Here is a 22,780-nt window from a genome sequence, read left to right on the forward strand (position 1 = left end):
GTGTTAATTTTAGTTATCCCTGAGTTGAAAATATAAAAAAGAACACCCCTAACAGGCTTAAAAGCCCATTCATTCTGTTCATTCAGGCTAGCTGAAGACTGATTCATTATTATGTATTTCATTTTCAGTTGATTGAAGAAATACTGAAACAAATTAGTTACTTTAATCACGATTTTTCCTATTTGTGAATATTGAAAAAGTAAAGTTTGTTTTATATCAAAACGCCCGGAACTACCGTAACTGTAAAATCGTTCCGGATAAAATAAATGTACCATTTGCTGAAACACTTGTATCTAATAAAAGGTTTGCTGTACCTATTTATTTTTCATAACCAAATATGCTATTAATAACTTAAACAATTAAATATTTCTTAATGATTAATAAAATATATTTTTGTATTAAAATATAGATGGTATGACAGAATTTTGATGGTAGAGAAAACAGGGTTTTGAGCTGGGTTGTTTAACTTTACGTAAACTTTAAAACACCTGTACCCATGCTAAAAGAATCCCTGAAATCGCTCTTTACAAGAGACCTCAATAAACTGAAATCAGAAATTGAACAATACCAGGATGAGAAAAACATCTGGCGCATTGATAAAAATATTGCAAATCCTGCGGGTAACCTCTGCTTACACCTTGTGGGCAACCTGAATACCTTTATAGGTGCCGAACTGGGGAAAACCGGCTATGTAAGGGACAGGCCGCTGGAGTTTTCGCTAAAAGATGTGCCTCGCGCCGAGCTGATCCGTAAAGTGGAAGCAACAATTGAAGTAGTGAACAATGCAATAGACAGTTTATCTGAGCAAGATCTGGAAAGTGATTACCCGCAGTCAAAAGTTGTAGAAGGAGGGAGTTCGGTAGCTTTTATCCTGATGCATTTGAGCACGCACCTTGTATACCACCTTGGCCAGATCAATTACCACCGCAGATTATTGGATATTTAGCCCGCACAACCGCTGGCATCTGGGTTAAAGCCGGAAAATAAAATATTTTGATTTGTTGCATAAAAATAAATAGCTTAGATTATATCTCTGTTTGTTTACAATAAATTAATGTTAGTTGTTTTATTTTGGCAATAGTTTAAAGGATGTAGGCTTATATGTGCACTGAACTGGACTTCAACTTTTTTCTGCTGGTTAAATCCGACAAACACCGGGCCTTTAAACTCGTGTTTGAAGCCTATTGGCATGCGCTTTATAAGCAGGCATATAAAAGGGTGCAGTGTGCAGATATGGCCAAAGACCTGGTTCAGGATTCTTTTTTATCACTGTGGAACAAGATAGACCTGCTCGATTCGGAAGGAAGTGTGCTGGCCTACCTGTATGCCGTTCTGAGAAATAAGATACTTAAACTTTATGAAAAGGATGAGGTGAGGGCCAGGTATGCCATAAGCGTAAGTGCACTTGAAACCCCTTCCGATCTGCACGCACAGAACACACTTATTGAAAAAGAACTGAAAGCCCTGATAGAAAAAGAAGTGGCCAGCATGCCACCCAGAATGCGGGAAATTTACCTGCTTAAAAAAGAAGAAGAGCTTTCTGTAAAACAAATTGCGGTTAACCTTTCCCTTTCTGAACAGACCATAAAGAACCAGTTGCAGACTGCGTACCAACGTTTGCGCGTAAGGGTTAAAGATTATAACCCCGTTCTGGAGCCCAATGAACTTTTTTTGAAAAAAAAGTAACCGGGCTATAGTACTTTTCTTTCCCATATCGGATATCTAAGTAAAAGCAATATTTTGGATACCGGGAAACTAAATGATTTACTAAAGAAATACAACAATCAAACGGCTACTGCTGAAGAAAGGAAAGCAGTGGAAGATTGGTATGAAAGGATAAACGGCGAAGTGCCCGATATGGACATTGCTGATTTAGCCAGTACAAAAGTAGATATGTTCAATTTTCTTGAACAGCAGATTGCACCTGCTGCTATTGCTGAGCCTGCCAAAAACAGGTTCAGGATTTACAGAACATATTTGGCTAAAGCGGCAATTTTTGCAGGGGTATTGTTGGGAATTGCTTATTTTTTCCTTAAAAAACCAGCGGGTGATGAGGGAAAACAACTCCTTACCCATCAAAACATAAAGCCAGGGGGCAACAATGCCGTACTGCAGCTGGCCAACGGTACCAGGGTTGTGCTTAACGAGACCGCCGACGGACAAATCTCCAGTCAGCAGGGGATCAGCATCGTTAAAACCAAAAGCGGAGAACTGGTTTATCACCTTACCGAGCAGGCAGGGGCAAATGCATCTGCTATGAATACGGTAACTACCCCGCATGGGGGGCAATACCACTTGATATTGGTAGATAGAACAGAAGTATGGCTCAATTCGGGCTCCTCCATAACCTTCCCGGCGGCATTTTCGGGTAGGGAACGTAAAGTTAAAATAACCGGGGAGGCTTATTTTGAGGTGGCTAAAAACAAGGCCAAGCCATTTGTGGTAAATACTGGTAAATCAGAAATTACGGTTCTTGGAACCCACTTCAACGTTAACGCCTACAATGACGAGGAAGCAGAAGCCACAACCTTATTGGAAGGGGCCGTCAGCGTGAAAAGTGCTGATCAGCAGGTGTTCTTAAAACCCGGTCAGCAGGCCAGTCTGCAGAAAAACGCGAACCGTTTAAGCATGCATGAAGTGGAAGACGCCGATGCGGCAGTGGCCTGGAAAAACGGATACTTCCAGTTCGATAATGCTGATCCGGCAGCAGTAATGCGGCAGATAGCCAGGTGGTATAATGTTGATGTTCAGTATAAAGGAGCCCTACCGGTAAAGCAATACAATGGAAAAATACCGCGGGGGGTGAGTGCGCAAGAATTGGTAGAGATGCTTTCTTACAGTGGCATAAACTGTACCATACAAAACAATAGAATCATAGTTACTCCTAAATAGATAAACCAAACCAGCTCACCATTAAACCAGCAAATATGAAGAAATAGCAAACCCGCCACGCCACAAAAATCTTCAAAAAAAACGAGAAGTGTTCGCAGCACTTCCCGTTGAAATTTTGGGATCAGGACCTGATTGATAAAATCTTAATCAGGTAAACAAAATGTAACAAGCTATAATGTTTAAACCCCAAATTCAAAGCTATGAATTTTTTTACATTCTTTAGCGCTGTATTTATACTGCAGCGCAAACCAACGCAATTAATATTGGTTATGAAGCTAACAACAATACTACTCCTTACCGGCCTGCTCCAGGTTAGTGCAAGTGTATATAGCCAGAAAATAACTTTAAAAAAGAAAGATGCTTCTATAAATGCGATCTTAAGATCAATAGAGAAGCAAAGTGAATATGGATTCTTGTATGATCAGCTGGAACTTTCAAAAACCGGCAAAGTTTCCATTGATGTAAAGGATGCCCCAATAGATGAAATCATGGACATTTGCCTTAAGGACCAACCCTTAACGTATAAGATCTTTAACAAGACGATTATCATTAAGCGTAAGGAAGCGCTCTCCCAGACTTTTTTCCGCAATATGTTCGAGATCATTAAAGGTATCGTGATCGACGAGAGCGGCAGACCTGTGCCGGGGGCGAGCATCAAAATTAAAGGGAGCACAGTTTCGGCTATGACCACTGCCAGCGGTGAATTTACCATCAATGCCAAAGCAGGCGATGTACTGGTGATTTCCTACGTTGGTTCAAAAACACAGGAAATAACAGTTGGCAGCAACAAAGAGCTTCGAATTTTCCTGAAAGACGATGTAAAAGCCCTCGATGATTTTGTAGTGGTAGGGTACAGCAAGCAAAAAAGGATCAATCTGAGTGGTGCTGTTGACGGTGTTACATCCAAAGAAATAGAAAATAGGCCTATAACGAGCATTGGCGCAAGCCTGCAAGGCTTGGTGCCTAACTTAAATATTTCTAATGGGAGCGGAAGGGCCAACGATGCTACGGGTTTGAACATAAGGGGAGTAACTTCCTTGTCTGGTACCAACCGTATGGGAAGTCCGTATATCCTGGTAGACAATGTGCCTTATACAGAAGATGAACTGAGCCTGCTGAACCCGAACGATATAGAAAGTGTATCGGTTTTGAAAGATGCCGCTTCTGCAGCCATCTATGGCGCAAGGGCTTCTTTTGGTGTGATCCTGATTACGACCAAAGCCCCAAAAAGCAATAAACTGAGTGTAAGCGCCAATACCTTTTATGGGTATAAAACCTTAGGCAAGCTCCCGCAAACCATTACCGATCCTTATGTTTCCTATACTACAAAACATGAGGCCGCATTTCCTTATTACCCTCAGTTGTTTAATGATGAGGCCATCCGGAATTACGCAAAACAACGATCTGAAAATCCATCTTTGCCTACTACCTACTTAAATCCATCAAATGCCAATCAATGGATTTACGTGGCCTCTACAGACTGGTTCAAAGAAGCATTCAATAAAACCTCACCAAGCTATAATGCCAATTTTAACCTGGCAAAAAAGACAGAAGATGTAGGTTACCTGCTTTCTGCAGAGTATATGAGAAATGATGGGGTGATCAAGAATGCCAATGAAGCTTACGACAGGTACAACCTGAGGGGAAAAATAGATGTGAAAGTATTCAAATGGCTGGATTTTGGCAACAGTACCACTTTTTCTACTTCGCTTTATGATGCACCTACTTCTTCAATGGACAATTTCAGTTATTTCTGGGAAATTAACAGACAGAATTCCCTGGATGCTGTTTACAATCCGGATGGTACCTATACCTCGGCCGGTGCAAATACAATTGGTCGTGTTCAAAAAGGAGGCCGGACAAACCAGAGGTTCAATAATTTCCTGACTACTTTTAATGCTACAGCGAGTGTAATTAAGGGGATATTGGATGTAAAGGGCGATGTAACTTTTAGAAGGAATATGGGAATTCGTAACGAAGGTGATTTTCAGGTAGCTTACAGCAGCGGCCCAAATACAGCTACTCAGTATGCAGGCCCAGGCACTTCATATGTCCAGGCGCGCAATTCCCAAACAAGAAATGACATTGTAAACCTTTATGCGGATTTTCACCAAACCTTTAACAAACATTACCTGCAGGCGCTTGCGGGTTACAACCAGGAATATAGATATGATCAGAGAGCCACAGTACGTAAAGCGGGATTGATCAGCTCTACATTGCCATCACTGAATCTGGCAACAGGAACCATAACTACAAGTGAAAACATTGAAGATTGGGCTGTTAGAGGACTTTTTTACCGCTTTAATTATATTTATAACGATAAGTATATTCTTGAGTTCAATGGAAGGTACGACGGAACTTCTAAATTTCCTAAGAATGATCGGTGGGGCTTTTTCCCTTCTGCTTCTGCAGCTTGGGTTGTTTCAAACGAAAGTTTCCTTAAGTCTTTTAAAGAAAGCGCTAAATTTGACCTCTTCAAGTTAAGAGCATCTTATGGGGCCCTCGGTAATCAGAATGTAGGTGCCTACGATTATATTTTGTACCTGACTTCCGGTAATATAGGGCAGATATTGGATGGTAGCAAACCAACAGCCGCATATTTACCGAAACCTGTCTCGCCAAGCCTGACCTGGGAGAGGGTATCAACCGTAAATCTTGGTGTTGATTTGGCCTGGTTTAACAACAGGCTGAATGTAAATTTTGATAAATATACCCGTTATACCAAAGATATGCTAATGCCAGGTAAAATGCTACCCGGTGTTTTTGGCTCAGCTGAACCAAGCATTAATGCCGCCGACTTAAAAACAAGAGGTTGGGAATTGAAAGTAGGTTGGAATGATGCCGTAAATATTGCACAAAGCCCGTTCTCTTACGGAATAACGCTCAATTTAGCCGATAGTCGTTCTTTCATTACTAAATTTGACAATCCTACCAAAGATTTAAGACAATATTATGTCGGACAGGAAATGGGAGAGATCTGGGGACTGGAAACCGAAGGCTTCTTTCAGAGTCAGGCAGAGCTCACCAGTCATGCCAATCAGCAGTTTTTTGTATCTGATGATGCAGGAGGAACTTTTGGTGTGGGAGATTTGAAATGGAAGGATCAGAATGGGGATGGCTTTGTAAATAACGGAAAGAATACACTTGATGATCATGGAGATCTGATTAGGATCGGTAACTCCAATCCACGCTACACTTTTGGGGCGGACATTAACTTGTCCTGGAAAGGATTCGATGTACGTTCGTTCTTTATGGGGGTAGGGAAACGCGATTTTTATCCAAGAAACAATAACGTTTATTTCTGGAGTGTTTTTGCCCAGCCCTGGACAAACCCAACTGTACAGGCGATGGATAGATGGAGCCCGGAAACACCAAACGCCTATTTCCCGAGATTGAAATCTTACATCGCTGAGGACGTTTCTGAGCTGGGCTACCCTCAGACCAGATATTTGCAGAATTTTGCCTACCTGAGGCTAAAGAACCTGACCATTGGTTATAGTTTGCCACAGTCAATCACTAAAAAATTACAGGTAAACAGGCTAAGGTTCTATTTCAGCGGTGAAAATATTTTTGACAAGTCTGGTGTGAAATTTAACCTGGACCCTGAAGCTTTAAGCGGAAACGTTTATCCCTTCCAGAAAACCTATTCTTTTGGCCTTAATGTAACACTTTAATTCCTAGAATCATGAAATTTAACAGATCAATTTATATAGCACTGATTATGGCTGGGGCCTTCCTTGCAGGCTGCAAAAAGGATTTTTTACAGAGAGATCCCCAGTCAGACATAACTGATAATGTATTTTTTAGTAATGTGAATGATTTAGTCACTTACACTAACGGATTATATGTTGAATTACCTTCACCGGTTGATGACATGAATACTGATAATGTTGCCACCCATAATGTGAGCGTGGAAACGGACCAGCTGGTAAGAGGCGCAATTACACCTGATAATTACGATACCTGGGATACCAACGGGGCAAAAAATTGGACCAAGGACGACTGGAAAAAGTTGCGGGCAGTTAATTATATGCTCGATAATGTGAGCAAAGTTACCGGAAACCAATTGGATATAGATCATTATGTAGGTATTGCCAGGTTTTTTCGCGCCTTTTTTTATTTTGATAAAATAAAGAAATACAGCGATGTGCCATGGTACAGTTCTGCACTTTCTTCGGAAGATCAGGACTTGTATAAAGGACGTGACACCAGGGCTTTTGTAGCCGACAAAGTACTGGAAGACCTTCAGTTTGCAGTTGATCACATCAAAGCAACAGGTACAAATACCAGGGTTACAAAATGGGCAGCGCTGTCTTTATTGTCCCGCTTTGCTTTATATGAGGGAACTTTCAGAAAGTACCATAGTGAATTGAACCTGAGCAACGACTATACAAGGTTTCTAAACATCGCTGCTGACGCAAGTACAAAAATTATAAATGAGGGTGGTTTTAGCATTACAGGTAGTTCTGTTGCAGATTATTCTTTGCTGTTCAATTCAAGCGTATTGGCTGGAAATAAGGAGATTATTTTATGGAAAGATTATGACGCCAGCCTTGATGTTGGGAATTCTTCAGCACTGGTATTGAATTTCAACTTTGCTTTAAGTAAGAGCCTTATGGATACTTACCTGAATACAGATGGAACCCCTTTTACTAATTTTACGAAGCCATTTACACAGTTATTTGATAACCGTGACCCAAGAATGAAAGCTACCATAAATTATCCTGGATGGGTTCAGCCGGGAAATACAGCGCCTTACAGGTTGAATCCTACAATGGGAGGTTATGGTCAGATTAAATTTTATCCTGCAACTTCAGCTTTAAACGCTGGTTATGCCAAGCAGTATAATGATCTTCCGGTTTTCCGTCTGGCAGAGATTTTACTCATCAATGCTGAAGCAAAGGCGGAATTAGGAACAATTACACAGAATGATCTGAATAATACTGTAAATAAACTAAGAGCCCGTGTTGGGATGCCAAACATGAACATCGGGGCTGGATTGGATCCTGTGCTGGCAGCCCAATATCCAAACGTTACCGGAAGCAATGTGAATGTATTGCTGGAAATCAGAAGAGAAAGAAGGGTTGAACTAGCAGGAGAGGGTTTAAGGTTTGACGATCTGATGCGCTGGAAAGTAGGTAAACTGCTTCAGAATAACCAGCAAGGCATGTATATCCCTGCGTTGGGCGCATATGATGTAACTGGCGATGGTGTAGAAGATATTGCTGTGCTTGCTTCGCCTTCTGATGAAGCTCCGATTGCAGGTTTACCAGGTGCTGTTAAAAGCGGGCTTGCCAAATATTATCTGAAAGATGCCGCAGGAAAAGACAATACTTTTTACCTATCAGGAGGTAATTCTGGTTATGTTGTCTTCACCAGGGATAGGGTGCAACCAAGGACTTTTATTGAGCCCCAGTACTATTATCGTCCGATTCCACGTCAGCAAACTTTGCTGAACCCGAACCTTAAACAGATATTTGGCTGGTAACCATAAATCATAAAACACAAATGAAAAGAAGGAATTTTCTTAAAAGCTCTGCATTGTTCGGAGCAGCGGGTATTCTTCCCACCGGGGCCATTGTGGCGGCCCCGGCAGGGAAAGCCCCTGCTTTAACCATTGCCCACATCACCGATGTGCACATCCGCGGTAATGACGGTATTCCCGAACGTGCGGCAAAATGCCTGGACCGTGTACTGAAACATAAAGTTGATTTTATCCTGAATGGAGGGGATTCCATTCATGATGCCTCCTACGACAATGTAAAGCGCGAGCAGGTTTTGGAGCAATGGGCGGTATGGGACAAGTTTATCGCAAAAACCGATCTTGAAGTTTTCAGCTGCATAGGCAACCACGATTTGTGGTGGAAAGCACCAGACAAGCAGGATGAGATGTACGGAAAACCTTATGTGGTTAAACGCCTTAAAATCCCTGCTCCATACTACAGCTTCCGTAAAAAGAACTGGCATTTCATTATTCTGGATGGCAATGGCCCCGGAATTAAGCTGGATGCCGAACAGATGAACTGGCTGGAAAAGGAACTGGATGGCCTGAAACCCAATACCCCTGTATTGCTCATGTCACATTACCCCGTTCTTACGGTAACCAATACCTGGGAGGGAGGGCAGCATGGCGATCATAAGGAGCTTAAAAAGCTGTTTTACAAACACCGCGATAAGGTGAAGGTATGCCTGAGCGGGCATCAGCATTTGCTGGATGAGGCCGTTTACAATGGGGTTAGGTACCATTGCAATGGCTCGATGAGCGGATTCTGGTGGGGAAAGGGTGATGAGAAATCGGCCCGCCCGTATTTTTACCAGGAGAGCTCGCCAGGTTATGCTTTGCTGAAGCTCTACGAAGATGGTCGGGTAGAGAACGAGTATATCCCATTGGATTTAAGTTAAATATTCAAATCCCTATATGACAATAAGGCCGGGCATTTTGCCCGGCCTTATTCGTTATTTATATCGGCATTGCTGCCATTTAGGTTGGCCTGTCCCGTGTTCTCCACCTGCTGTGTGCCGGAAAACAAGACGCATAAAAAAGACATTTGCTGCAATAAAAAGTACAATGGCCAGTATGGCCGCAACTTTTGTTAAACTTGCTAAAGCCGGGTTCTTTGCAAAGCCCCCGAATATGTAACCGATAATAAATACCATACAAACCCCAAACAGTATCCGTATGGCCATAATGAATCCAAAACCCATGATCTTAAAATTTAATTGTAAATGATTATTTGTAGTTGGCAAGCAGTGTAGTGTTTTCTGGTATACCCCAATGTGGCGCTGTGCCAGTTACATTTACTGCTTTTAATCTTTTAAGGCTCTCTGTAGCCAGTTGTTTTGCCTGCGCTTTGTCGCCTCCCCAAAGTTTTGGGGTGTTGTACAGTTCCCAGGCCTGTACATAAAGGGCCCTGGGGTTTGCGGCGTCAAGTGCCTGCGCTTTTGCCCGGTATTGCTGCGAAAGCGGGCCATACTTACGTCCGTAGCTCATGGGGCTGATAAATACCTTTGTCCGGTAAACCATACTCAGCACGGTATATACCTCTGCACACTCTTTCTTTTGCTTCAAGGTGTCCAGCAAGGATTTCGCTAGCAGTGCCTGCTGTTCGCCACGGTTGCTGTAAGGCTCAATACTTTCGCCGTCATCTTTCCTGATGAAGCCGATTTTTGCATTGCAGAAAGCGGCGTAATAGTAGGGCAGCCAGTTCTTTTTCTGCTGTCCGCCAATACTGAGAAACTCTTTTTCAAGTGCTTCATAATCGCCGGTCTTTCGGGCCTGGTCTAATTTGGTTACTGCATTTTGCAACGCATTTGTACCCTGTTCCTGGGCTATGCCCTTGAAATAAAATGGTACCATTGCCAGAATAAGGCATGCTAACTTTTTCATACTTGTGGTTTTTAATTATTGAAAATTGATTATAGATTTTTATCGATGAAATCGGCCGTTCGGTCTATGCCAAAGCTCATGAAGATGCCCGCATAGAAATACCTGTCGGCCGGTAAGGTTATGGCCGTTTTATTCCGGCCGTCAAAGCTATAGTTGTAGCCAAATACCTGCCTGGTACCCAGCAGATTATTTACACCAATACTGACCCCTGAAATTGGTTTCTGCTTCCAACTGCTGAACAGGGAAAAGAGGTGGGCCAGCTGCAGGTTCATTACGCTGTAAGGCCTGGCTGTTCCCCGATCGGCTATTTCAAACTGCTGGAGGCCATTGTACCTGATGTTGTAATAAGGCCTGCCTGTTGCAACAGCATAGGAAAGGTTTAAAAATGTATTGATGTCCTGAAAATTCTTTTTTAGGGCAACTGTAGCGGTATGAGGGGTAGTATAATCCGGTTTCAGGGCATAAGGATAGTTCAGGAAATCGCGTTTGGAATCCAGAAAGGTATAGCTGATCCAGTAATCGAGGTTCCTGATCGTTTTTTTATCCCTGAAAAACAGTTCGAGGCCTTGGGCATAGCCCGATCCGCTGTTGTTCAGGAACGGTGCTGTTTTTACCAGATGGTGATATTGTTTGCGGTATAATTCCATACGGAAAAACCTGTTGTTTGCTTTTTTGGTGTAGTTAAGCACATAATGTGCTGCATTTGAAAATTTCAAATCAGTGCTTTGATACAGGATTTCATTTGAGGGTTGCTGATAAAAGATGCCATAGGCAAGATTCAGTTGTCCACCATCATTGAAACGATAGGCCAGGCTGGCACGTGGGGCAATTGCCGGTTTGTTTAAAAGTAAGGAATATTCTGCCCTGACACCCAGCCTGGCAGCCAGGCCGGGTGTCAGGTAAAGTTCGGCTTCTGCAAAAGCTGCCGACAAATTATCGGTTAGCAGCAAGGTGCTGTCATTGGAAAAACCATTGTCCCGGTTGTAAAAATGTTCTGCTCCTATGCGCAGGGCCTGGTTGCCGGAAAAGATCCTGGTAAAAACCACTCTTGCCTGTGCAAAATCAGATCTGATTTGCCGCTCATGGTCCCTGGCAGAACTGCTGCTTAGGGTACGGGTATCGTTGTAGCTGTATGCCATACCGGCATCCACAAGCCAGTTTTCATTCAGCTGATCGTGGTAACTCAGGTTGTTGTATATGCTTTTTCCTTTTACCTGGTAGCTGGACTGCAGGTTGGTGTTGTTGATGTCCGGAGTACGCATCCCCACATCACTGGAGTTCCAATTGGTATAGAACTTAAGCATGCCCGATTTTCCTGTTTGTATTCTGAAGTTGGCATCACCCTCCAGGTATTTCGGCCCGCTGAAATAATCGGGCCTTTGTTTAACAATGGAATTATATAAAGCCGCATTGCTGTAGCGTAAGGTAACACCATAACTGCTTTTTTTATTGCGTGCCAGCTGCTGGATACCAGCCCCGACATTTGCAGGGAACAAAGAAAAGTTAGCCGAGGATTTTTCTGGTAATCCACTGCTTTCCAGGATCAGGACACTGCTCATAGCCTGGCCGTAAAGTGCAGAATAGCCCCCTGTATTGAACAATATACCTCTAAACAAAATGGGATTAACGCGCGCATACTGCTGCATGCCAGGTACAGCAGGGTAATTGGGGCTTTTGAGTAAGGTGCCATCAATAAACTGCCTGGTTTCCTCGCCGGTGCCGCCGCGTATAAACAGGCCATCACGCTCGCCGATCTGCTGTGCACCGGGCAGCGAGCGTAAAGCCAGGGCAATATCAGCATTGTTTCCTGCAACGGTAAAAGCATCCATTGCGGTAAGAGAGGCCCCCTTTGCTTTGTCGCTGGCTTCAAAAGACCCCGCACTGATGGTCACCTCTTTTAAAGTCCGGCTATCCTGTCCGTAAACAGCCATGAAGGTTGTTGACATAAAAAGTGCAGCTGCTGTCAATCGTAAGGTATTCATTGCCTTTATATTTTGATGTATTTACAGGCAAACCTATAGCTAAAACCAACAGGTATTTTGGCGAATAGACCACATGGGGAATTGTGCAGACGAATGCCGGAATTCCGGGAACTAGTTTTTCCGGGCGTTTAACAGAACGGATAAACTGTCTTTATAAGACTCACTTACCGGGATTTCTTTTTTGCCTATGCAGACAAAATCGCGTTTAATGGTACTGATCTTTTTTGCAGCAACAAGAAAGGATTTGTGACAGCGTATAAAGGTGCCAGCAGGGAATTTTTCCTCCATAGCCTTCATGGTCATGCGGGTAAGGATGGGCTTTTCGGCAGTAGAAAGGTAAATCTTGATGTAGTCCTTCAAGCCTTCAATATATTCAATGTCGGCCGCAATGATCTTTACCTGGGTATATTCTACGTTGACAAAAAAATCCTGCAGTTCAGGGGCTTTGGCAACCGGGTTTTGTAAATGAAACAGTTCGTTGGCCCTGTTACACGCTTTCAGGAAACGTTCAAAGCTGAAAGGTTTTAACAAGTAATCTACCACCTGCAGGTTAAAACCCTCCAATGCATATTGTTCGTAAGCGGTAACCAGTATCACCATGGGCGGGTTTTTTAAAGAAGCCAGAAATTGAAGCCCGTTTAAGCCCGGCATCTGGATATCCAGAAAAATGAGGTCTATCTGTTCTTCTTGCATCACATTGCAGGCTTCCATCGCATTTTTACAGGTGGCCGTCAATTGCAAAAAAGGCACCTGGTCAATGCTGTCTTCCAGCAAGTCCCTTAACAGTTGTTCATCGTCTACAGCAATGCAGCGTATCATATCAATTGTAAAGTTAAGGTAATATGGAATTGGTTACCTGTCTGTTGGATTTTTAAATTGTACTTGTTCTTGTACAGCAAATCCAGCCGCGATTTCACATTTGCCAGGCCGATGCCCGAATGTCCGTCTTTACTGCTGTTTGACTGTTCATCAAACTGGTTAATGGCTTCAAAAAACAGCTCATTATTAGTAACAGATAAATTGATGCTGATGACAGGGTTTGTCTGATAACCAATGCCATGTTTAAAAGCATTTTCTACAAATGGAATGATGAGCATAGGTTCAATGAGCTGCGCTTCACTAATGGTATTTACTGCTGTGTGATACCTGATCTCTACGTCGGTGCCAAAACGCATGCGCTGCAAGGCTATATAATTGTTTAAATAGGCGATTTCCTTATCCAGCCTTACTTTTTTGCCTTGTGTTTCATACAGCATGTAACGCATCAGTTCTGAAAGCATGATGAGCGAGGGTTCCATCTGGTCAGATTTTTTCCTGGCCAGCGACACGAGGTTGCTGAGCACATTGAACAGGAAATGCGGACTGATCTGCGAACGGAGGAATTTGAGTTCGGTAGAAAGCTGTTCGGTTTTTATTTTTTGCTGCTCGCGGTCCTGCCTTAGCTTATCAATCACTTTACGGTAAACAATACTGATGATAAACACCGCAACGGATGGGGCAAACACAAACTTATAGGCGGTAAGGTCTTTCAGTACTTCGGGAAACCACCAGGCCAGCATATGGTATTTTAACTGAAAGGAGCCCAGGATCAGCGCTGCAGAACATACGATATACAACCACCAGAACCGCCGGTTAAGCAATCTGGGAACAAGAAAAAATGCGTTAAAATAAAAGATGAAGAGATGTATCAGTCCGGCAAGGCTGAAAAAATAACCGGGAATGGGGCCTATTTTATATTCGTGTGCTGCTGAAGATACGAGGTAGGGCAGGAGCAGGACCATGGCCCAGATGAGTGCATGAAGGGCGATGCTGATGTACCGGAATTTGACTGCTGTTTTCATTGACCTGGACCGAACTGGAAATTGAGTTGCCGCTGCTGATAAATTTAATTATTTGGCGGCAACTCAATGTCATTGAATAGATAAGACCGGCAATTGTGTAGACGAAAAGGCCTAATTGTCCAGCAGTTTTGCTGCTGCATCATCTAAAAACCAGGTTACCCCGCCATCAATTGGGTTAATCAATTGTGCAGGATATAGTTTGGTATTCTTTTTCGGACTTTCAATCACCTGCTTTACCGCCTGGGCCTTACTTTCACCAAAAACAAGGAAAGCTACATTTTTAGCTTTGTTGATGAGCGGGGCTGTAAAGCTGATCCTCCAGGTAGACAGCTTTTCTACAAAAACTGAATCTATCTCAACGTTTTTATTGTTCAATATCGTTGTTCCCGGGAACAGCGATGCGGTATGGGCATCGTCGCCCATGCCCAGCAGGATGAGGTCGAACACCAGGTCGGCACCATCAAAATGTTTGGTAATGGCCTTGGTGTATTCAATTGCTGCTTTTTCGGGCGCAAGGGTAGTGTCTACATAAAAGATATGGTCTTCTGCAATATTCAGCGGATCGAGTATGGCCTTTTTGGCCATCAGACCATTGTAACTTTCATGGCTGGGCATCACATTGCGCTCATCACCAAAAAAGAAATATACTTTGGTCCAGTCTATCTTATCCTTATAGGTAGTAGCCAGCATTTCATATAATGCTTTTGGTGAGTTCCCGCCTGTAAGTACAAAATTAAAGCAATCCTGCTCATCAATAGCTTTATTGGCTATTTTGATGATATATTCGGCAAGATCTTCCAGCAATTCGGGCTGTGTTTTATAGATCAGTAAATTCATTAGTCTTTATTTAAAGGTAGCGTAAACCAATGGAAGCCATCTCTGGCAATCAGCGCTTCAGCATCTTCAGGGCCCCATGAGTCGGCTGCATAGTTAGGGAAGCTGAGCGACTTTTTGCTTTCCCATGCATTGATTACCGGCATCAGCAGTTCCCATGCAATTTCTACCTGGTCGGCACGCATAAACTGGGTCTGATCGCCGGTCATTACATCCAGCAACAGGGTTTCGTAGGCCTCTGGCGATTCCGTGGTATAAGTGCCTTTATAGTCAAACACCATGTCTACCGGGTTTAAGGTCATGTCCAGTCCGGGCCTTTTGCCCTGAACCTGTAACCTGATGCTCATTTCCGGTTGTATGCTGATGATGAGCCTGTTTTGCTGCCAGTGTTCGGCTACCGATGCAGGGAATACCTGGTGTGGCACATCTTTAAACTGTATGGTAATGAGAGAAGAGGTTTGTGACAGGCGTTTTCCTGTACGTACATAAAAAGGTATTCCTTTCCAGCGCCAGTTGTCTACAAAGAACTTAATGGCAGCAAAGGTTTCTGTATTTGATTGTTTGTCTACATCCTTTTCTGAACGGTAGCCAGGTACTTCATCGCCTCTGATCCAGCCCTTGGTATATTGTCCGCGTACGGTGTTGAAGCGGATGTCTTCGGCCGAGAACGGGCGCATCGCTTTTAACACATCTACTTTTTTATCCCTGATCTCATCTGCATCGAAATTGATAGGGGTTTCCATACCAATGATGCAAAGCAATTGCAGCAGGTGGTTCTGGATCATATCCCTCAGGGCACCCGAACCATCGTAATAGCCACCCCTGTCGCCCACACCCAGCTGCTCGGTTACCGAGATCTGCACGTGGTCTATATAATTCCTGTTCCATAGCGGCTCCAGGAAGGAGTTGGCAAAGCGGAAAGCCATGATGTTCTGCACGGTTTCCTTACCCAGGTAATGGTCTATGCGGTAAATCTGTTTTTCTTTAAAACGCTCTCTCAGGATCTCATTGAGCTCACGAGCGGTTTCCAGGTCTTTACCAAACGGTTTTTCTACCACGATACGGCAGTTGTCTTCGTTTTCTGCCAGCTTAAATTTGGCCAGACGTTTGGCAATAGAAGGGAAAAGATCTGGTGATACGGCCAGGTAGTATACAATTTGTGTGTCGGGGCCAAACTCATCCTTAAACTTATCTAAGGTGTCTTTAAGTGTATCAAAAGAGGCCGAATCTTTAACATCAATCGGGTTATAATGAACGTTCTGAGAAAAGTTGTCCCATTTCTCCTTGTGCACCTTACCAGTACGTGAAAAGCTGTTTACGCCTTCCATCAACGTTTCCCTGAACTTAACGTCGGTTAAAGGTCTTCTAGCTGTGCCAATGATGGCAAACTTTTCAGGCATATAGCCCTCGGCATAAAGGTTGTAAAGAGCGGGCGCAAGTTTGCGCAGATTTAAATCACCGGTACCACCAAATATTACAATTATGGTTGGATTAAGGCTGATACTTGTCTTCATTATATGGGTTTTTACAAATTATCTGAATTCCAGTCGGCATGGAAAATGCCTTCTTCATCTGTACGTTCAAAAGTATGGGCGCCAAAGAAGTCCCTTTGTGCCTGGGTTAAATTAAGTGGAGAGTTAGCTGTTCTTAAGGAATCGAAATAAGTTAAGGCCGAAGCAAGGGCAGGGATAGCGAAACCATTCTGTATGGCATTGCCCACCACTTTACGTGTTCCGGGTACAATTTCTTTCAGTTGCTGCTGTATGCTGCCATCTGCATAAAGGTGCTCCAGTGCAGGTTGTTTTTTATAAGCCTGATAAATGTCTTCCAGTAATACGGCACGAATGATACAGCCACCACGCCAGATCTGCGAGATCTCCTGCAGGTTCAGTTCATACTTGAATTCCTTAGAGGCCTGGGTAAGCAGGTGCAGCCCCTGGGCATAGCAGGTAATCATAGAGAAATAAAGGGCTTGTTCCAGCAATACCTCAAATTCTGCAGGATTATCAATTTTTTCTGCGGCGTGTGGCAAGGCATCGGCCAGGGCAACACGCAGCTTTTTATATTTGGAAAGGTCACGCGAGCTTACCGATTCGTTAATGGTTGGGATAGGCAGCTGCAGGTCCATAGACACCTGTGAGGTCCATTTTCCGGTACCTTTGGATTTGGCCTCATCTTTAATCATGTCAATTAAATAACCGCCTGTTTTTTCGTCCTTAACTTTAAAAACATCACGGGTCACTTCCAGCAGGAAGGACTTTAAACGGCCTTCATTCCATTTTTTGAAGGTATTGTAAATCTTTTCATTGTCGTAGCCCATGCCGTGTTTCAGCAGGTAATAGGTTTCGGCAAGGATCTGCATCATGGCATATTCAATACCATTGTGCACCATTTTAACGAAATGGCCTGAAGCCCCCGGACCGATATAAGCCACGCATGGATCACCGTTCACTTTAGCAGAAACAGCTTCCAGAATAGGTTTTACTGCATTGTAAGCAGTCTTGTCGCCTCCAGGCATCATGCTCGGTCCGAAACGTGCGCCTTCTTCGCCGCCCGAAATCCCCATTCCAAAAAAATGGATACCCTGTTCCTCCAGTTCTGCAGCCCTGCGGCTGGTATCGGTAAAATGTGAGTTTCCGCTATCGATGATCATATCGCCCTTAGCTAACAGGGGAACCAGCTCCTGGATAACGTTGTCTACAATCTGACCTGCCGGTACCAGCAGCATCACCCTTCTGGGCAATTCCAGACTTTGTATAAAATCTTCCAGCGAAGCGAAGCCTTTTAAGTTATGGGCTTTTCCATCTTCTTCCAGCTTTTGCAGCATCCTGGCATCTTTATCGTAACCGGTTACAGCAAATCCGTTGTCGGCCATGTTAAGCAGTAAATTGCGGCCCATGGTGCCAAGGCCTATCATTCCTAAAGTATATTTGTTGTCCATTGTCTATTTTTTATTGGGATGGTTGGTATACACATGGTATTTTTCTTCCAGGTCCCATAGTTTTGCGCCGCCCTTAATGCCGTCCTTGTTGCTTACCAGTTTGATGTTGTGGTCGAGGTCCAGCGTAATGTGTTTGGCGTTGCCGCCACCTATATAGAGCGTGTCGTAATTGAATACTGTTTTATAAATTTCGATGATGTGTGCCAGGCGCTCGTTCCACTTCTCCACACCAATCTTTTCAAAGGCCCTGTCGCCAATGTAATCGTCGTAATCTTTGGTTTTGGTAATGGGCAGGTGTGCCAGTTCCAGGTGGGGCAGCAGATCGCCATCAAACACCAGGGCGGTGCCAAAGCCTGTGCCTACGGTAAATACAATTTCAAACCCTTTACCGGCCACAACCCCTAAAGCCTGCTGGTCGGCATCGTTAATGAGCCTTACCGGTTTGCCAAAAAGGTCGCTCACCTGCTGGGCCAGGTTCACATTTGTCCATTTGTTTTTGGCCAGGTTTACCGCAGTTTGTACCCTGCCGCATTTTACGTAACCCGGAAAGCCAATGGATATCTTTGAGAAATCCTGGTTTAAGGTAGCCACCAGTTCCTGAATGCATTTCAGTACCGCTTCGGGTGTCGATTTTTCTGGTGTAGGAAGCTTTTTGAATTCTGAAAGCAGATCGCCCTCTGGACTTAAAATGCCAGCCTTAATGCTGGTACCGCCAATATCTATGGATAAAATATGATTAGAGTCCTCTTCTTTTTTTGTAACTGGCATGTTTTGTTTTTTGAATAAAAAATGGCCTGTTCTTAAATATCTTTCAAAATAACAAAATTAAGATCAATTTTCACCTATATAATCTGCTTAATCGTAGACCGATGTTATCTTTTTTTTGTAATATTAATCAGCATTTCGTTTTGCTCATCTTCTTCTTTTACTTCCATAACCGATTCAGTATCTGCAAATAGTTTTCTGTCCCGGGAAAGCGTTGGCGGCGTACCGGAAATGCCGATTCCGGCCAATGCCAGTACCATAAACAGAAATACAGCAGATAACCTCATCAGCTTTTTAAACTGTTTCATGTATCTGTTTTTAAAAATGAATGATTGTTGCCAGTGTGCTGGCATTGAATGTTTTACGCTAGCTTGCAGCGTGACATATCATCATCATTTTTAGCTACAGATTTTAGCTGGTAGAAGAGATTGATTTTTTGAATGGCCGACAGGGGAGACCTGCAGGTTATTGTCTTTACATTGAGCTGGAGGGTGTGCCATTCGGCCAAATGCAACAAGTCATTTATCCGGATAAAAAGATGTTGTTGCCGCCTGATCTGGTTTACAGCTCTTTTGTAACTGATGCTTTTTGACTGGCTGAGCCTGCTTTCTCCTAAAAAAGAAGTTTGCTGCTTATCCGGGCCTGTATATGCAGCTGATACGGTAAACCCCGAAAAATTAAAAAAGCTAAGCAGCAAAACAACTGCGAACAGCCATTTTGAGCTACAGCCCTTGTAATTGATGAGGTTTTTTGTTTTCATTATATAGCAAAGGTAGTTATAATATCAAAAACAGCGCTGTAATAAAATTACAGCGCTGTTTAAATTCAGGCTAGTGTTTCCCTTTGCCGTTTCCTTTACCATTGCCATTACCTTTGCCTGGCTTCCCGTAACCCGCTTTGGAGTTTCCTTTAAATTTATTTTTTGGATGCCCTTTAACTACATAGTACCTGGGATCATCGCTTCTCAGGATCACTGCCTGTCCGCGATTGGATTTGTACTTTGCATATTTAACCTTATGGTCTTTAAAGTGAAGGTAGGGCTTAGGTGAATTGATGACCACCTTGTAGCCATTGTACAGATCGTAATTCCGGTATCGCACAGGAAGGTTCGAATTGAAAACCCATGCCCCATTGTTCAGGTACACAAACTGCCTTCCGGGAACGTCATAATAACTCTCAATATCCGGCAGGTAGTAATAATCTACATGATCATAACCTGTTGGACCCCAAAGTGGTTGCGATCCGATATTCACATTTAAGCTGATCTGTGCAGTAGAGGGCAGCGAAATAAAGCCGGATACGCTGAGCAGGATTAAAAAAACTAATTTTTTCATGATACAGAGTTTAAGTCTGATGGTTATTGTTTTAGAACAATGGTGCCCATGTTATTGTTTTGACCCAATGCCACAGCAACATTTGTAACGGTGCTGTCTTTATAGCCTGTAACAGGTACAAATTTTACGCTGTAGTTTCCGGCAGCCAGACCGCCCACAGTAAATTTTCCGCTCAATGGATCAGCAACCGTGCCCACAGTGTCTGTCCCGGCAATTACCAATACTTCAGGGTGGCTTAGTAATGGAAGTACAGTTCCGGAGATCAGCCCGGATGTAGCTGCCGTCAGGCCTCTTACCACAGGTTTAAGCAAGTACTTGCCGTTACCAGTACTAACAATAGATTTTGCTGCATCAAAATCCAGCAATAAAGAATAGGTTACACCTGGTTCCAGGGAAGGGTTTGCTTTAAGTTTAACTTTCCAGCCGGATGATTGTCCGCTTGGTGTAGTAAGGGATTGCTGTACACCACCTACAACAATGGTATTTCCTGTTTCGTTTAAAACCAGCCTGATCTCGGAGATCTCGCCGCTTGGCATTTCCCCTGAGGCAACCAGTATATCAGGCCTGCTGCTGCCAATCCGGAAGTCCAATATGTTAAAAATACTTGCCGAGGAAGCAAAAGTATAAGGTTTGCCACCCGAAACCAGCACAATTTCCTTCACACTCAGATTAATCTTATCGAAGTTCCCCGGAGCATCGGTCATCCTGACCTCCACTTTGGTTGTACCTTTTGCAGTGTCATTGTTGTCATCTTTGCATCCATTAAGAAAAATGAACGTCGTAAAAAGAAGCGCGAAGCCTGCATATGCAATTCTTAGTTTCATAGTTTTAGATTTTAAATAAATATTAACATTTTTGTTACTCAAAGTTGGATAGCGAAGATGAATTGAACATGAAATTCCGGATTTAATTGACCCTGAAATTTCATCTTAAATTCATGTTGGACTGTGACATTTGCCAGGACTTATATTTACATAATGGGTAGGTTATTCATTTTCAGAACTCTATTAATCGCTATCTTTATACTGACACTGTACCAGACGGCAGGGGCCAGCGGCACTGCACACACATGGCAGGATGAAAAAAAAGAAAAGCGCGGCGAAAAACCGGATCCCAAAGGAAAACCGGATCAGCAGGAACCGGTTAAGCCAGATATAAGGGAAGTGCCAAAAGCCCGTAAACAATCGAGGCCGCCGGTGGTTAAACCTAATGTTAAGGCAAAGCCGATCAAGGTTATACGTCCCAATATTAAAAGGCCATAACAGATAACCCATGAGAGTCACATCCTTATTTGTGCTGATTTGTATAACCTGTTTAAAGGTACGTGCGCAGCAGGACAGCACGCAAAAAACAAGCCTGACCCTGGCTGCTCTTTATAGCACGGATGTGAGTTATTATGGGCAGGCGACTACCGAAAAACTACCTTACGTACTGGTCAACGCCACCCTCAGGTTCCCTGTTGGCCTGTATCTCTCTGCAGGTTCATACAAGCTTTTGAATTACGGAAGCGGCCTGTCTGAAACAGACCTGGGAGCTGGTTTTGATTATAATTTTAACGACAGGTTTAAAGCCGGACTGGCGTATACCCGTTCTTTCTTTCCATCCAATTCCCCGCTGTTACAGGCTGCAAATGAAAACAATGTGAATGTTTCTGCAAATTATACCTGGCCCTGGCTTAAAAGCTCGCTTAGTGCCGACTATGCTTTCGGACAACAGCAGGATGTCTTTATCAGCCTGACCCATTCCAAAGAGATTAACCTCGGCAGTTTATTTAATAAAAAAAATGCAGTTTCTATAGAACCTGCTGTAGAACTGGTAGCGGGCACCCGGCATTTTTATGAAAGCTATACCATAGAAAAGAGTAACCGGGATAAAGCAAAGGGGAAGGGCAAAGCCCCGGTGCAGCCAGGAAATTCCAATTCAACCACTACTGTTGTTACTGCGTCCGACAGTTTTAATATGTTATCTTATAATTTTAAACTGCCACTTTACCTGAGCCGGGCAAACTATATGGCCGAGTTTAGCTACCAGTGGTCTGTGCTGGGGGCAAAAGCAGATGCTGAACTGAAATCCCGGCAATCGTTTTTTGGTCTTGGTTTTTACTATCAGTTTTAATCTTACCGCAAATGAAGGTATTAATTGTTGAGGATGAAAAAACACTGGCCTACGAAATGGAGGCCTTTCTGAAAAAAGGGTTCTACCTTTGTGATATTGTACATTCCTTCAGGGCTGCGCTGGAACAGCTGGAACTGAACACCTACGATTTCATATTGATAGACCTGAGCCTGCCTGATGGTGATGGTCTTGAAGTTTTAAAAAGGGCAAAAACGAGCAACCCGGATGCCGCTTACATCATCATCACGGCCAGAACAAACCTGAAGGACAGGGTGAGCGGACTGGACCTGGGGGCCGATGACTACCTGGCCAAACCATTCTATCTTTTGGAACTGCAATCGCGAATGCAGGCCATTGCCCGCAGGAAATTCAGCATTACAGAGGAACTCATCGCCATTGGCAGCTTTCACATCGATATCCCTAAAAGAATGGTGCTGTTCGGAGCAGAAAAGATAGAACTTTCCCGTAAAGAGTTTGACCTCCTGAGTTACCTTCTGCTGCATAAAAACAGGGTGCTTACGCGCGTGCAATTGAGCGAACACATCTGGGGCACCTTCGTGAACGACGATTACGATTCCAATTATATTGATGCACATATCAAAAATATCCGTAAAAAACTAAACGCATGGGCCGATACAGACTGGCTCGAAACCGTACGTGGTGTGGGGTACCGGATTAAAAAATAAACA

General features: G+C 43.5%; 22 protein-coding genes. 9 read left to right on the top strand and 13 right to left on the bottom strand.

Going from position 1 to position 22,780, the window contains the following annotated elements:
- The first annotated feature begins 496 nt into the window (after positions 1 to 496).
- The 6 genes from ABIE26_RS03460 to ABIE26_RS03485 all read left to right on the top strand — a co-directional run bounded on the left by ABIE26_RS03460 (position 497) and on the right by ABIE26_RS03485 (position 9,294).
- Positions 497 to 946 carry a DinB family protein gene (locus ABIE26_RS03460; protein ID WP_310139984.1) on the top strand — a complete coding sequence of 150 codons (450 nt, stop codon included), beginning with the start codon at positions 497 to 499 and terminating at the stop codon, positions 944 to 946.
- Positions 947 to 1,101: 155 nt separating this feature from the next.
- Positions 1,102 to 1,686: an RNA polymerase sigma factor gene (locus ABIE26_RS03465; RefSeq protein WP_310139983.1), complete on the top strand. Its 585-nt coding sequence runs from the start codon at positions 1,102 to 1,104 to the stop codon at positions 1,684 to 1,686.
- Positions 1,687 to 1,740: 54 nt separating this feature from the next.
- Positions 1,741 to 2,892 (top strand): FecR family protein, encoded by a 1,152-nt coding sequence (locus ABIE26_RS03470; protein ID WP_310139981.1) that lies wholly within the window; start codon positions 1,741 to 1,743, stop codon positions 2,890 to 2,892.
- Between the two features lie 269 nt (positions 2,893 to 3,161).
- Entirely contained in the window at positions 3,162 to 6,566 is a 3,405-nt protein-coding gene (locus ABIE26_RS03475; protein ID WP_310139979.1) for a TonB-dependent receptor, read from the top strand.
- 11 nt (positions 6,567 to 6,577) lie between these two features.
- Complete coding sequence (locus ABIE26_RS03480) at positions 6,578 to 8,380, top strand: RagB/SusD family nutrient uptake outer membrane protein (protein WP_310139978.1); 1,803 nt, start codon at positions 6,578 to 6,580, stop codon at positions 8,378 to 8,380.
- A 20-nt stretch (positions 8,381 to 8,400) separates the two neighbouring features.
- On the top strand, positions 8,401 to 9,294 hold the full coding sequence (locus tag ABIE26_RS03485) for a metallophosphoesterase (protein WP_310139976.1): 894 nt from the start codon (positions 8,401 to 8,403) through the stop codon (positions 9,292 to 9,294).
- Positions 9,295 to 9,348: 54 nt separating this feature from the next.
- Here the strand turns inward: ABIE26_RS03485 and ABIE26_RS03490 are convergent, their stop codons facing one another.
- The 13 genes from ABIE26_RS03490 to ABIE26_RS03550 form a co-directional block, all read right to left on the bottom strand.
- The gene (locus tag ABIE26_RS03490) at positions 9,349 to 9,597 is read right to left on the bottom strand and encodes a hypothetical protein (RefSeq protein ID WP_310139974.1); all 249 of its coding nucleotides are present in this window, start codon (positions 9,595 to 9,597) and stop codon (positions 9,349 to 9,351) included.
- Between the two features lie 25 nt (positions 9,598 to 9,622).
- On the bottom strand, positions 9,623 to 10,279 hold the full coding sequence (locus ABIE26_RS03495) for a hypothetical protein (RefSeq protein WP_310139972.1): 657 nt from the start codon (positions 10,277 to 10,279) through the stop codon (positions 9,623 to 9,625).
- Between the two features lie 29 nt (positions 10,280 to 10,308).
- On the bottom strand, positions 10,309 to 12,261 hold the full coding sequence (locus ABIE26_RS03500) for a TonB-dependent receptor plug domain-containing protein (protein ID WP_310139971.1): 1,953 nt from the start codon (positions 12,259 to 12,261) through the stop codon (positions 10,309 to 10,311).
- 111 nt (positions 12,262 to 12,372) lie between these two features.
- Complete coding sequence (locus ABIE26_RS03505) at positions 12,373 to 13,080, bottom strand: LytR/AlgR family response regulator transcription factor (protein ID WP_310139969.1); 708 nt, start codon at positions 13,078 to 13,080, stop codon at positions 12,373 to 12,375.
- Positions 13,077 to 14,102 (bottom strand): sensor histidine kinase, encoded by a 1,026-nt coding sequence (locus tag ABIE26_RS03510; RefSeq protein ID WP_310139967.1) that lies wholly within the window; start codon positions 14,100 to 14,102, stop codon positions 13,077 to 13,079. Before ABIE26_RS03510 ends, ABIE26_RS03505 begins: the two co-directional genes overlap by 4 nt.
- A gap of 111 nt (positions 14,103 to 14,213) precedes the next feature.
- The gene (gene pgl / locus ABIE26_RS03515) at positions 14,214 to 14,939 is read right to left on the bottom strand and encodes a 6-phosphogluconolactonase (protein WP_310139966.1); all 726 of its coding nucleotides are present in this window, start codon (positions 14,937 to 14,939) and stop codon (positions 14,214 to 14,216) included.
- Positions 14,939 to 16,450, bottom strand: coding sequence for a glucose-6-phosphate dehydrogenase (gene zwf / locus ABIE26_RS03520; RefSeq protein ID WP_310139965.1), 1,512 nt, complete (start codon positions 16,448 to 16,450; stop codon positions 14,939 to 14,941). The genes pgl and zwf overlap by 1 nt, the downstream gene beginning before the upstream one ends.
- 11 nt (positions 16,451 to 16,461) lie before the next feature.
- On the bottom strand, positions 16,462 to 17,877 hold the full coding sequence (gene gndA, locus ABIE26_RS03525; RefSeq protein ID WP_310139964.1) for an NADP-dependent phosphogluconate dehydrogenase: 1,416 nt from the start codon (positions 17,875 to 17,877) through the stop codon (positions 16,462 to 16,464).
- Positions 17,878 to 17,880: 3 nt separating this feature from the next.
- The gene (locus ABIE26_RS03530; RefSeq protein ID WP_310139963.1) at positions 17,881 to 18,645 is read right to left on the bottom strand and encodes an ROK family protein; all 765 of its coding nucleotides are present in this window, start codon (positions 18,643 to 18,645) and stop codon (positions 17,881 to 17,883) included.
- 104 nt (positions 18,646 to 18,749) lie between these two features.
- Positions 18,750 to 18,950 (bottom strand): hypothetical protein, encoded by a 201-nt coding sequence (locus tag ABIE26_RS03535; protein WP_310139961.1) that lies wholly within the window; start codon positions 18,948 to 18,950, stop codon positions 18,750 to 18,752.
- Between the two features lie 53 nt (positions 18,951 to 19,003).
- Positions 19,004 to 19,402 (bottom strand): hypothetical protein, encoded by a 399-nt coding sequence (locus ABIE26_RS03540; protein ID WP_310139959.1) that lies wholly within the window; start codon positions 19,400 to 19,402, stop codon positions 19,004 to 19,006.
- A 70-nt stretch (positions 19,403 to 19,472) separates the two neighbouring features.
- Positions 19,473 to 19,976, bottom strand: a complete 504-nt coding sequence (locus ABIE26_RS03545) for a hypothetical protein (protein WP_310139957.1) — start codon at positions 19,974 to 19,976, stop codon at positions 19,473 to 19,475.
- 23 nt (positions 19,977 to 19,999) lie between these two features.
- The gene (locus ABIE26_RS03550; RefSeq protein WP_310139955.1) at positions 20,000 to 20,800 is read right to left on the bottom strand and encodes a DUF4382 domain-containing protein; all 801 of its coding nucleotides are present in this window, start codon (positions 20,798 to 20,800) and stop codon (positions 20,000 to 20,002) included.
- Between the two features lie 153 nt (positions 20,801 to 20,953).
- Here ABIE26_RS03550 and ABIE26_RS03555 point away from each other — a divergent pair, with 153 nt between their 5' ends.
- Genes ABIE26_RS03555 through ABIE26_RS03565 form a run of 3 tightly spaced genes read left to right on the top strand, consistent with a single transcriptional unit; the run spans position 20,954 to position 22,777 of the window.
- Positions 20,954 to 21,238, top strand: coding sequence for a hypothetical protein (locus tag ABIE26_RS03555; RefSeq protein ID WP_310139953.1), 285 nt, complete (start codon positions 20,954 to 20,956; stop codon positions 21,236 to 21,238).
- Positions 21,239 to 21,248: 10 nt separating this feature from the next.
- Entirely contained in the window at positions 21,249 to 22,091 is an 843-nt protein-coding gene (locus tag ABIE26_RS03560; protein WP_310139951.1) for a hypothetical protein, read from the top strand.
- 11 nt (positions 22,092 to 22,102) lie between these two features.
- The gene (locus ABIE26_RS03565) at positions 22,103 to 22,777 is read left to right on the top strand and encodes a response regulator transcription factor (RefSeq protein WP_310139949.1); all 675 of its coding nucleotides are present in this window, start codon (positions 22,103 to 22,105) and stop codon (positions 22,775 to 22,777) included.
- Positions 22,778 to 22,780: the final 3 nt, after the last annotated feature.

It is taken from the genome of Pedobacter africanus (assembly GCF_040548825.1).
Lineage (GTDB): Bacteria > Bacteroidota > Bacteroidia > Sphingobacteriales > Sphingobacteriaceae > Pedobacter > Pedobacter africanus_A.

What these genes read in the sequence shown, in the direction of transcription:
- ABIE26_RS03475 (WP_310139979.1), top strand. Translation starts at nt 3,162, where the DNA reads ATGAAGCTAACAACAATACTACTCCTTACCGGCCTGCTCCAGGTTAGT.
- ABIE26_RS03495 (WP_310139972.1), bottom strand. Translation starts at nt 10,279, where the DNA reads ATGAAAAAGTTAGCATGCCTTATTCTGGCAATGGTACCATTTTATTTC.
- ABIE26_RS03480 (WP_310139978.1), top strand. Translation starts at nt 6,578, where the DNA reads ATGAAATTTAACAGATCAATTTATATAGCACTGATTATGGCTGGGGCC.
- ABIE26_RS03540 (WP_310139959.1), bottom strand. Translation starts at nt 19,402, where the DNA reads ATGAAAACAAAAAACCTCATCAATTACAAGGGCTGTAGCTCAAAATGG.
- ABIE26_RS03545 (WP_310139957.1), bottom strand. Translation starts at nt 19,976, where the DNA reads ATGAAAAAATTAGTTTTTTTAATCCTGCTCAGCGTATCCGGCTTTATT.
- ABIE26_RS03530 (WP_310139963.1), bottom strand. Translation starts at nt 18,645, where the DNA reads ATGCCAGTTACAAAAAAAGAAGAGGACTCTAATCATATTTTATCCATA.
- ABIE26_RS03565 (WP_310139949.1), top strand. Translation starts at nt 22,103, where the DNA reads ATGAAGGTATTAATTGTTGAGGATGAAAAAACACTGGCCTACGAAATG.
- ABIE26_RS03535 (WP_310139961.1), bottom strand. Translation starts at nt 18,950, where the DNA reads ATGAAACAGTTTAAAAAGCTGATGAGGTTATCTGCTGTATTTCTGTTT.
- ABIE26_RS03490 (WP_310139974.1), bottom strand. Translation starts at nt 9,597, where the DNA reads ATGGGTTTTGGATTCATTATGGCCATACGGATACTGTTTGGGGTTTGT.
- ABIE26_RS03485 (WP_310139976.1), top strand. Translation starts at nt 8,401, where the DNA reads ATGAAAAGAAGGAATTTTCTTAAAAGCTCTGCATTGTTCGGAGCAGCG.
- ABIE26_RS03550 (WP_310139955.1), bottom strand. Translation starts at nt 20,800, where the DNA reads ATGAAACTAAGAATTGCATATGCAGGCTTCGCGCTTCTTTTTACGACG.
- ABIE26_RS03460 (WP_310139984.1), top strand. Translation starts at nt 497, where the DNA reads ATGCTAAAAGAATCCCTGAAATCGCTCTTTACAAGAGACCTCAATAAA.
- ABIE26_RS03510 (WP_310139967.1), bottom strand. Translation starts at nt 14,102, where the DNA reads ATGAAAACAGCAGTCAAATTCCGGTACATCAGCATCGCCCTTCATGCA.
- ABIE26_RS03505 (WP_310139969.1), bottom strand. Translation starts at nt 13,080, where the DNA reads ATGATACGCTGCATTGCTGTAGACGATGAACAACTGTTAAGGGACTTG.
- ABIE26_RS03555 (WP_310139953.1), top strand. Translation starts at nt 20,954, where the DNA reads ATGGGTAGGTTATTCATTTTCAGAACTCTATTAATCGCTATCTTTATA.
- zwf (WP_310139965.1), bottom strand. Translation starts at nt 16,450, where the DNA reads ATGAAGACAAGTATCAGCCTTAATCCAACCATAATTGTAATATTTGGT.
- ABIE26_RS03500 (WP_310139971.1), bottom strand. Translation starts at nt 12,261, where the DNA reads ATGAATACCTTACGATTGACAGCAGCTGCACTTTTTATGTCAACAACC.
- pgl (WP_310139966.1), bottom strand. Translation starts at nt 14,939, where the DNA reads ATGAATTTACTGATCTATAAAACACAGCCCGAATTGCTGGAAGATCTT.
- ABIE26_RS03560 (WP_310139951.1), top strand. Translation starts at nt 21,249, where the DNA reads ATGAGAGTCACATCCTTATTTGTGCTGATTTGTATAACCTGTTTAAAG.
- ABIE26_RS03465 (WP_310139983.1), top strand. Translation starts at nt 1,102, where the DNA reads ATGTGCACTGAACTGGACTTCAACTTTTTTCTGCTGGTTAAATCCGAC.
- gndA (WP_310139964.1), bottom strand. Translation starts at nt 17,877, where the DNA reads ATGGACAACAAATATACTTTAGGAATGATAGGCCTTGGCACCATGGGC.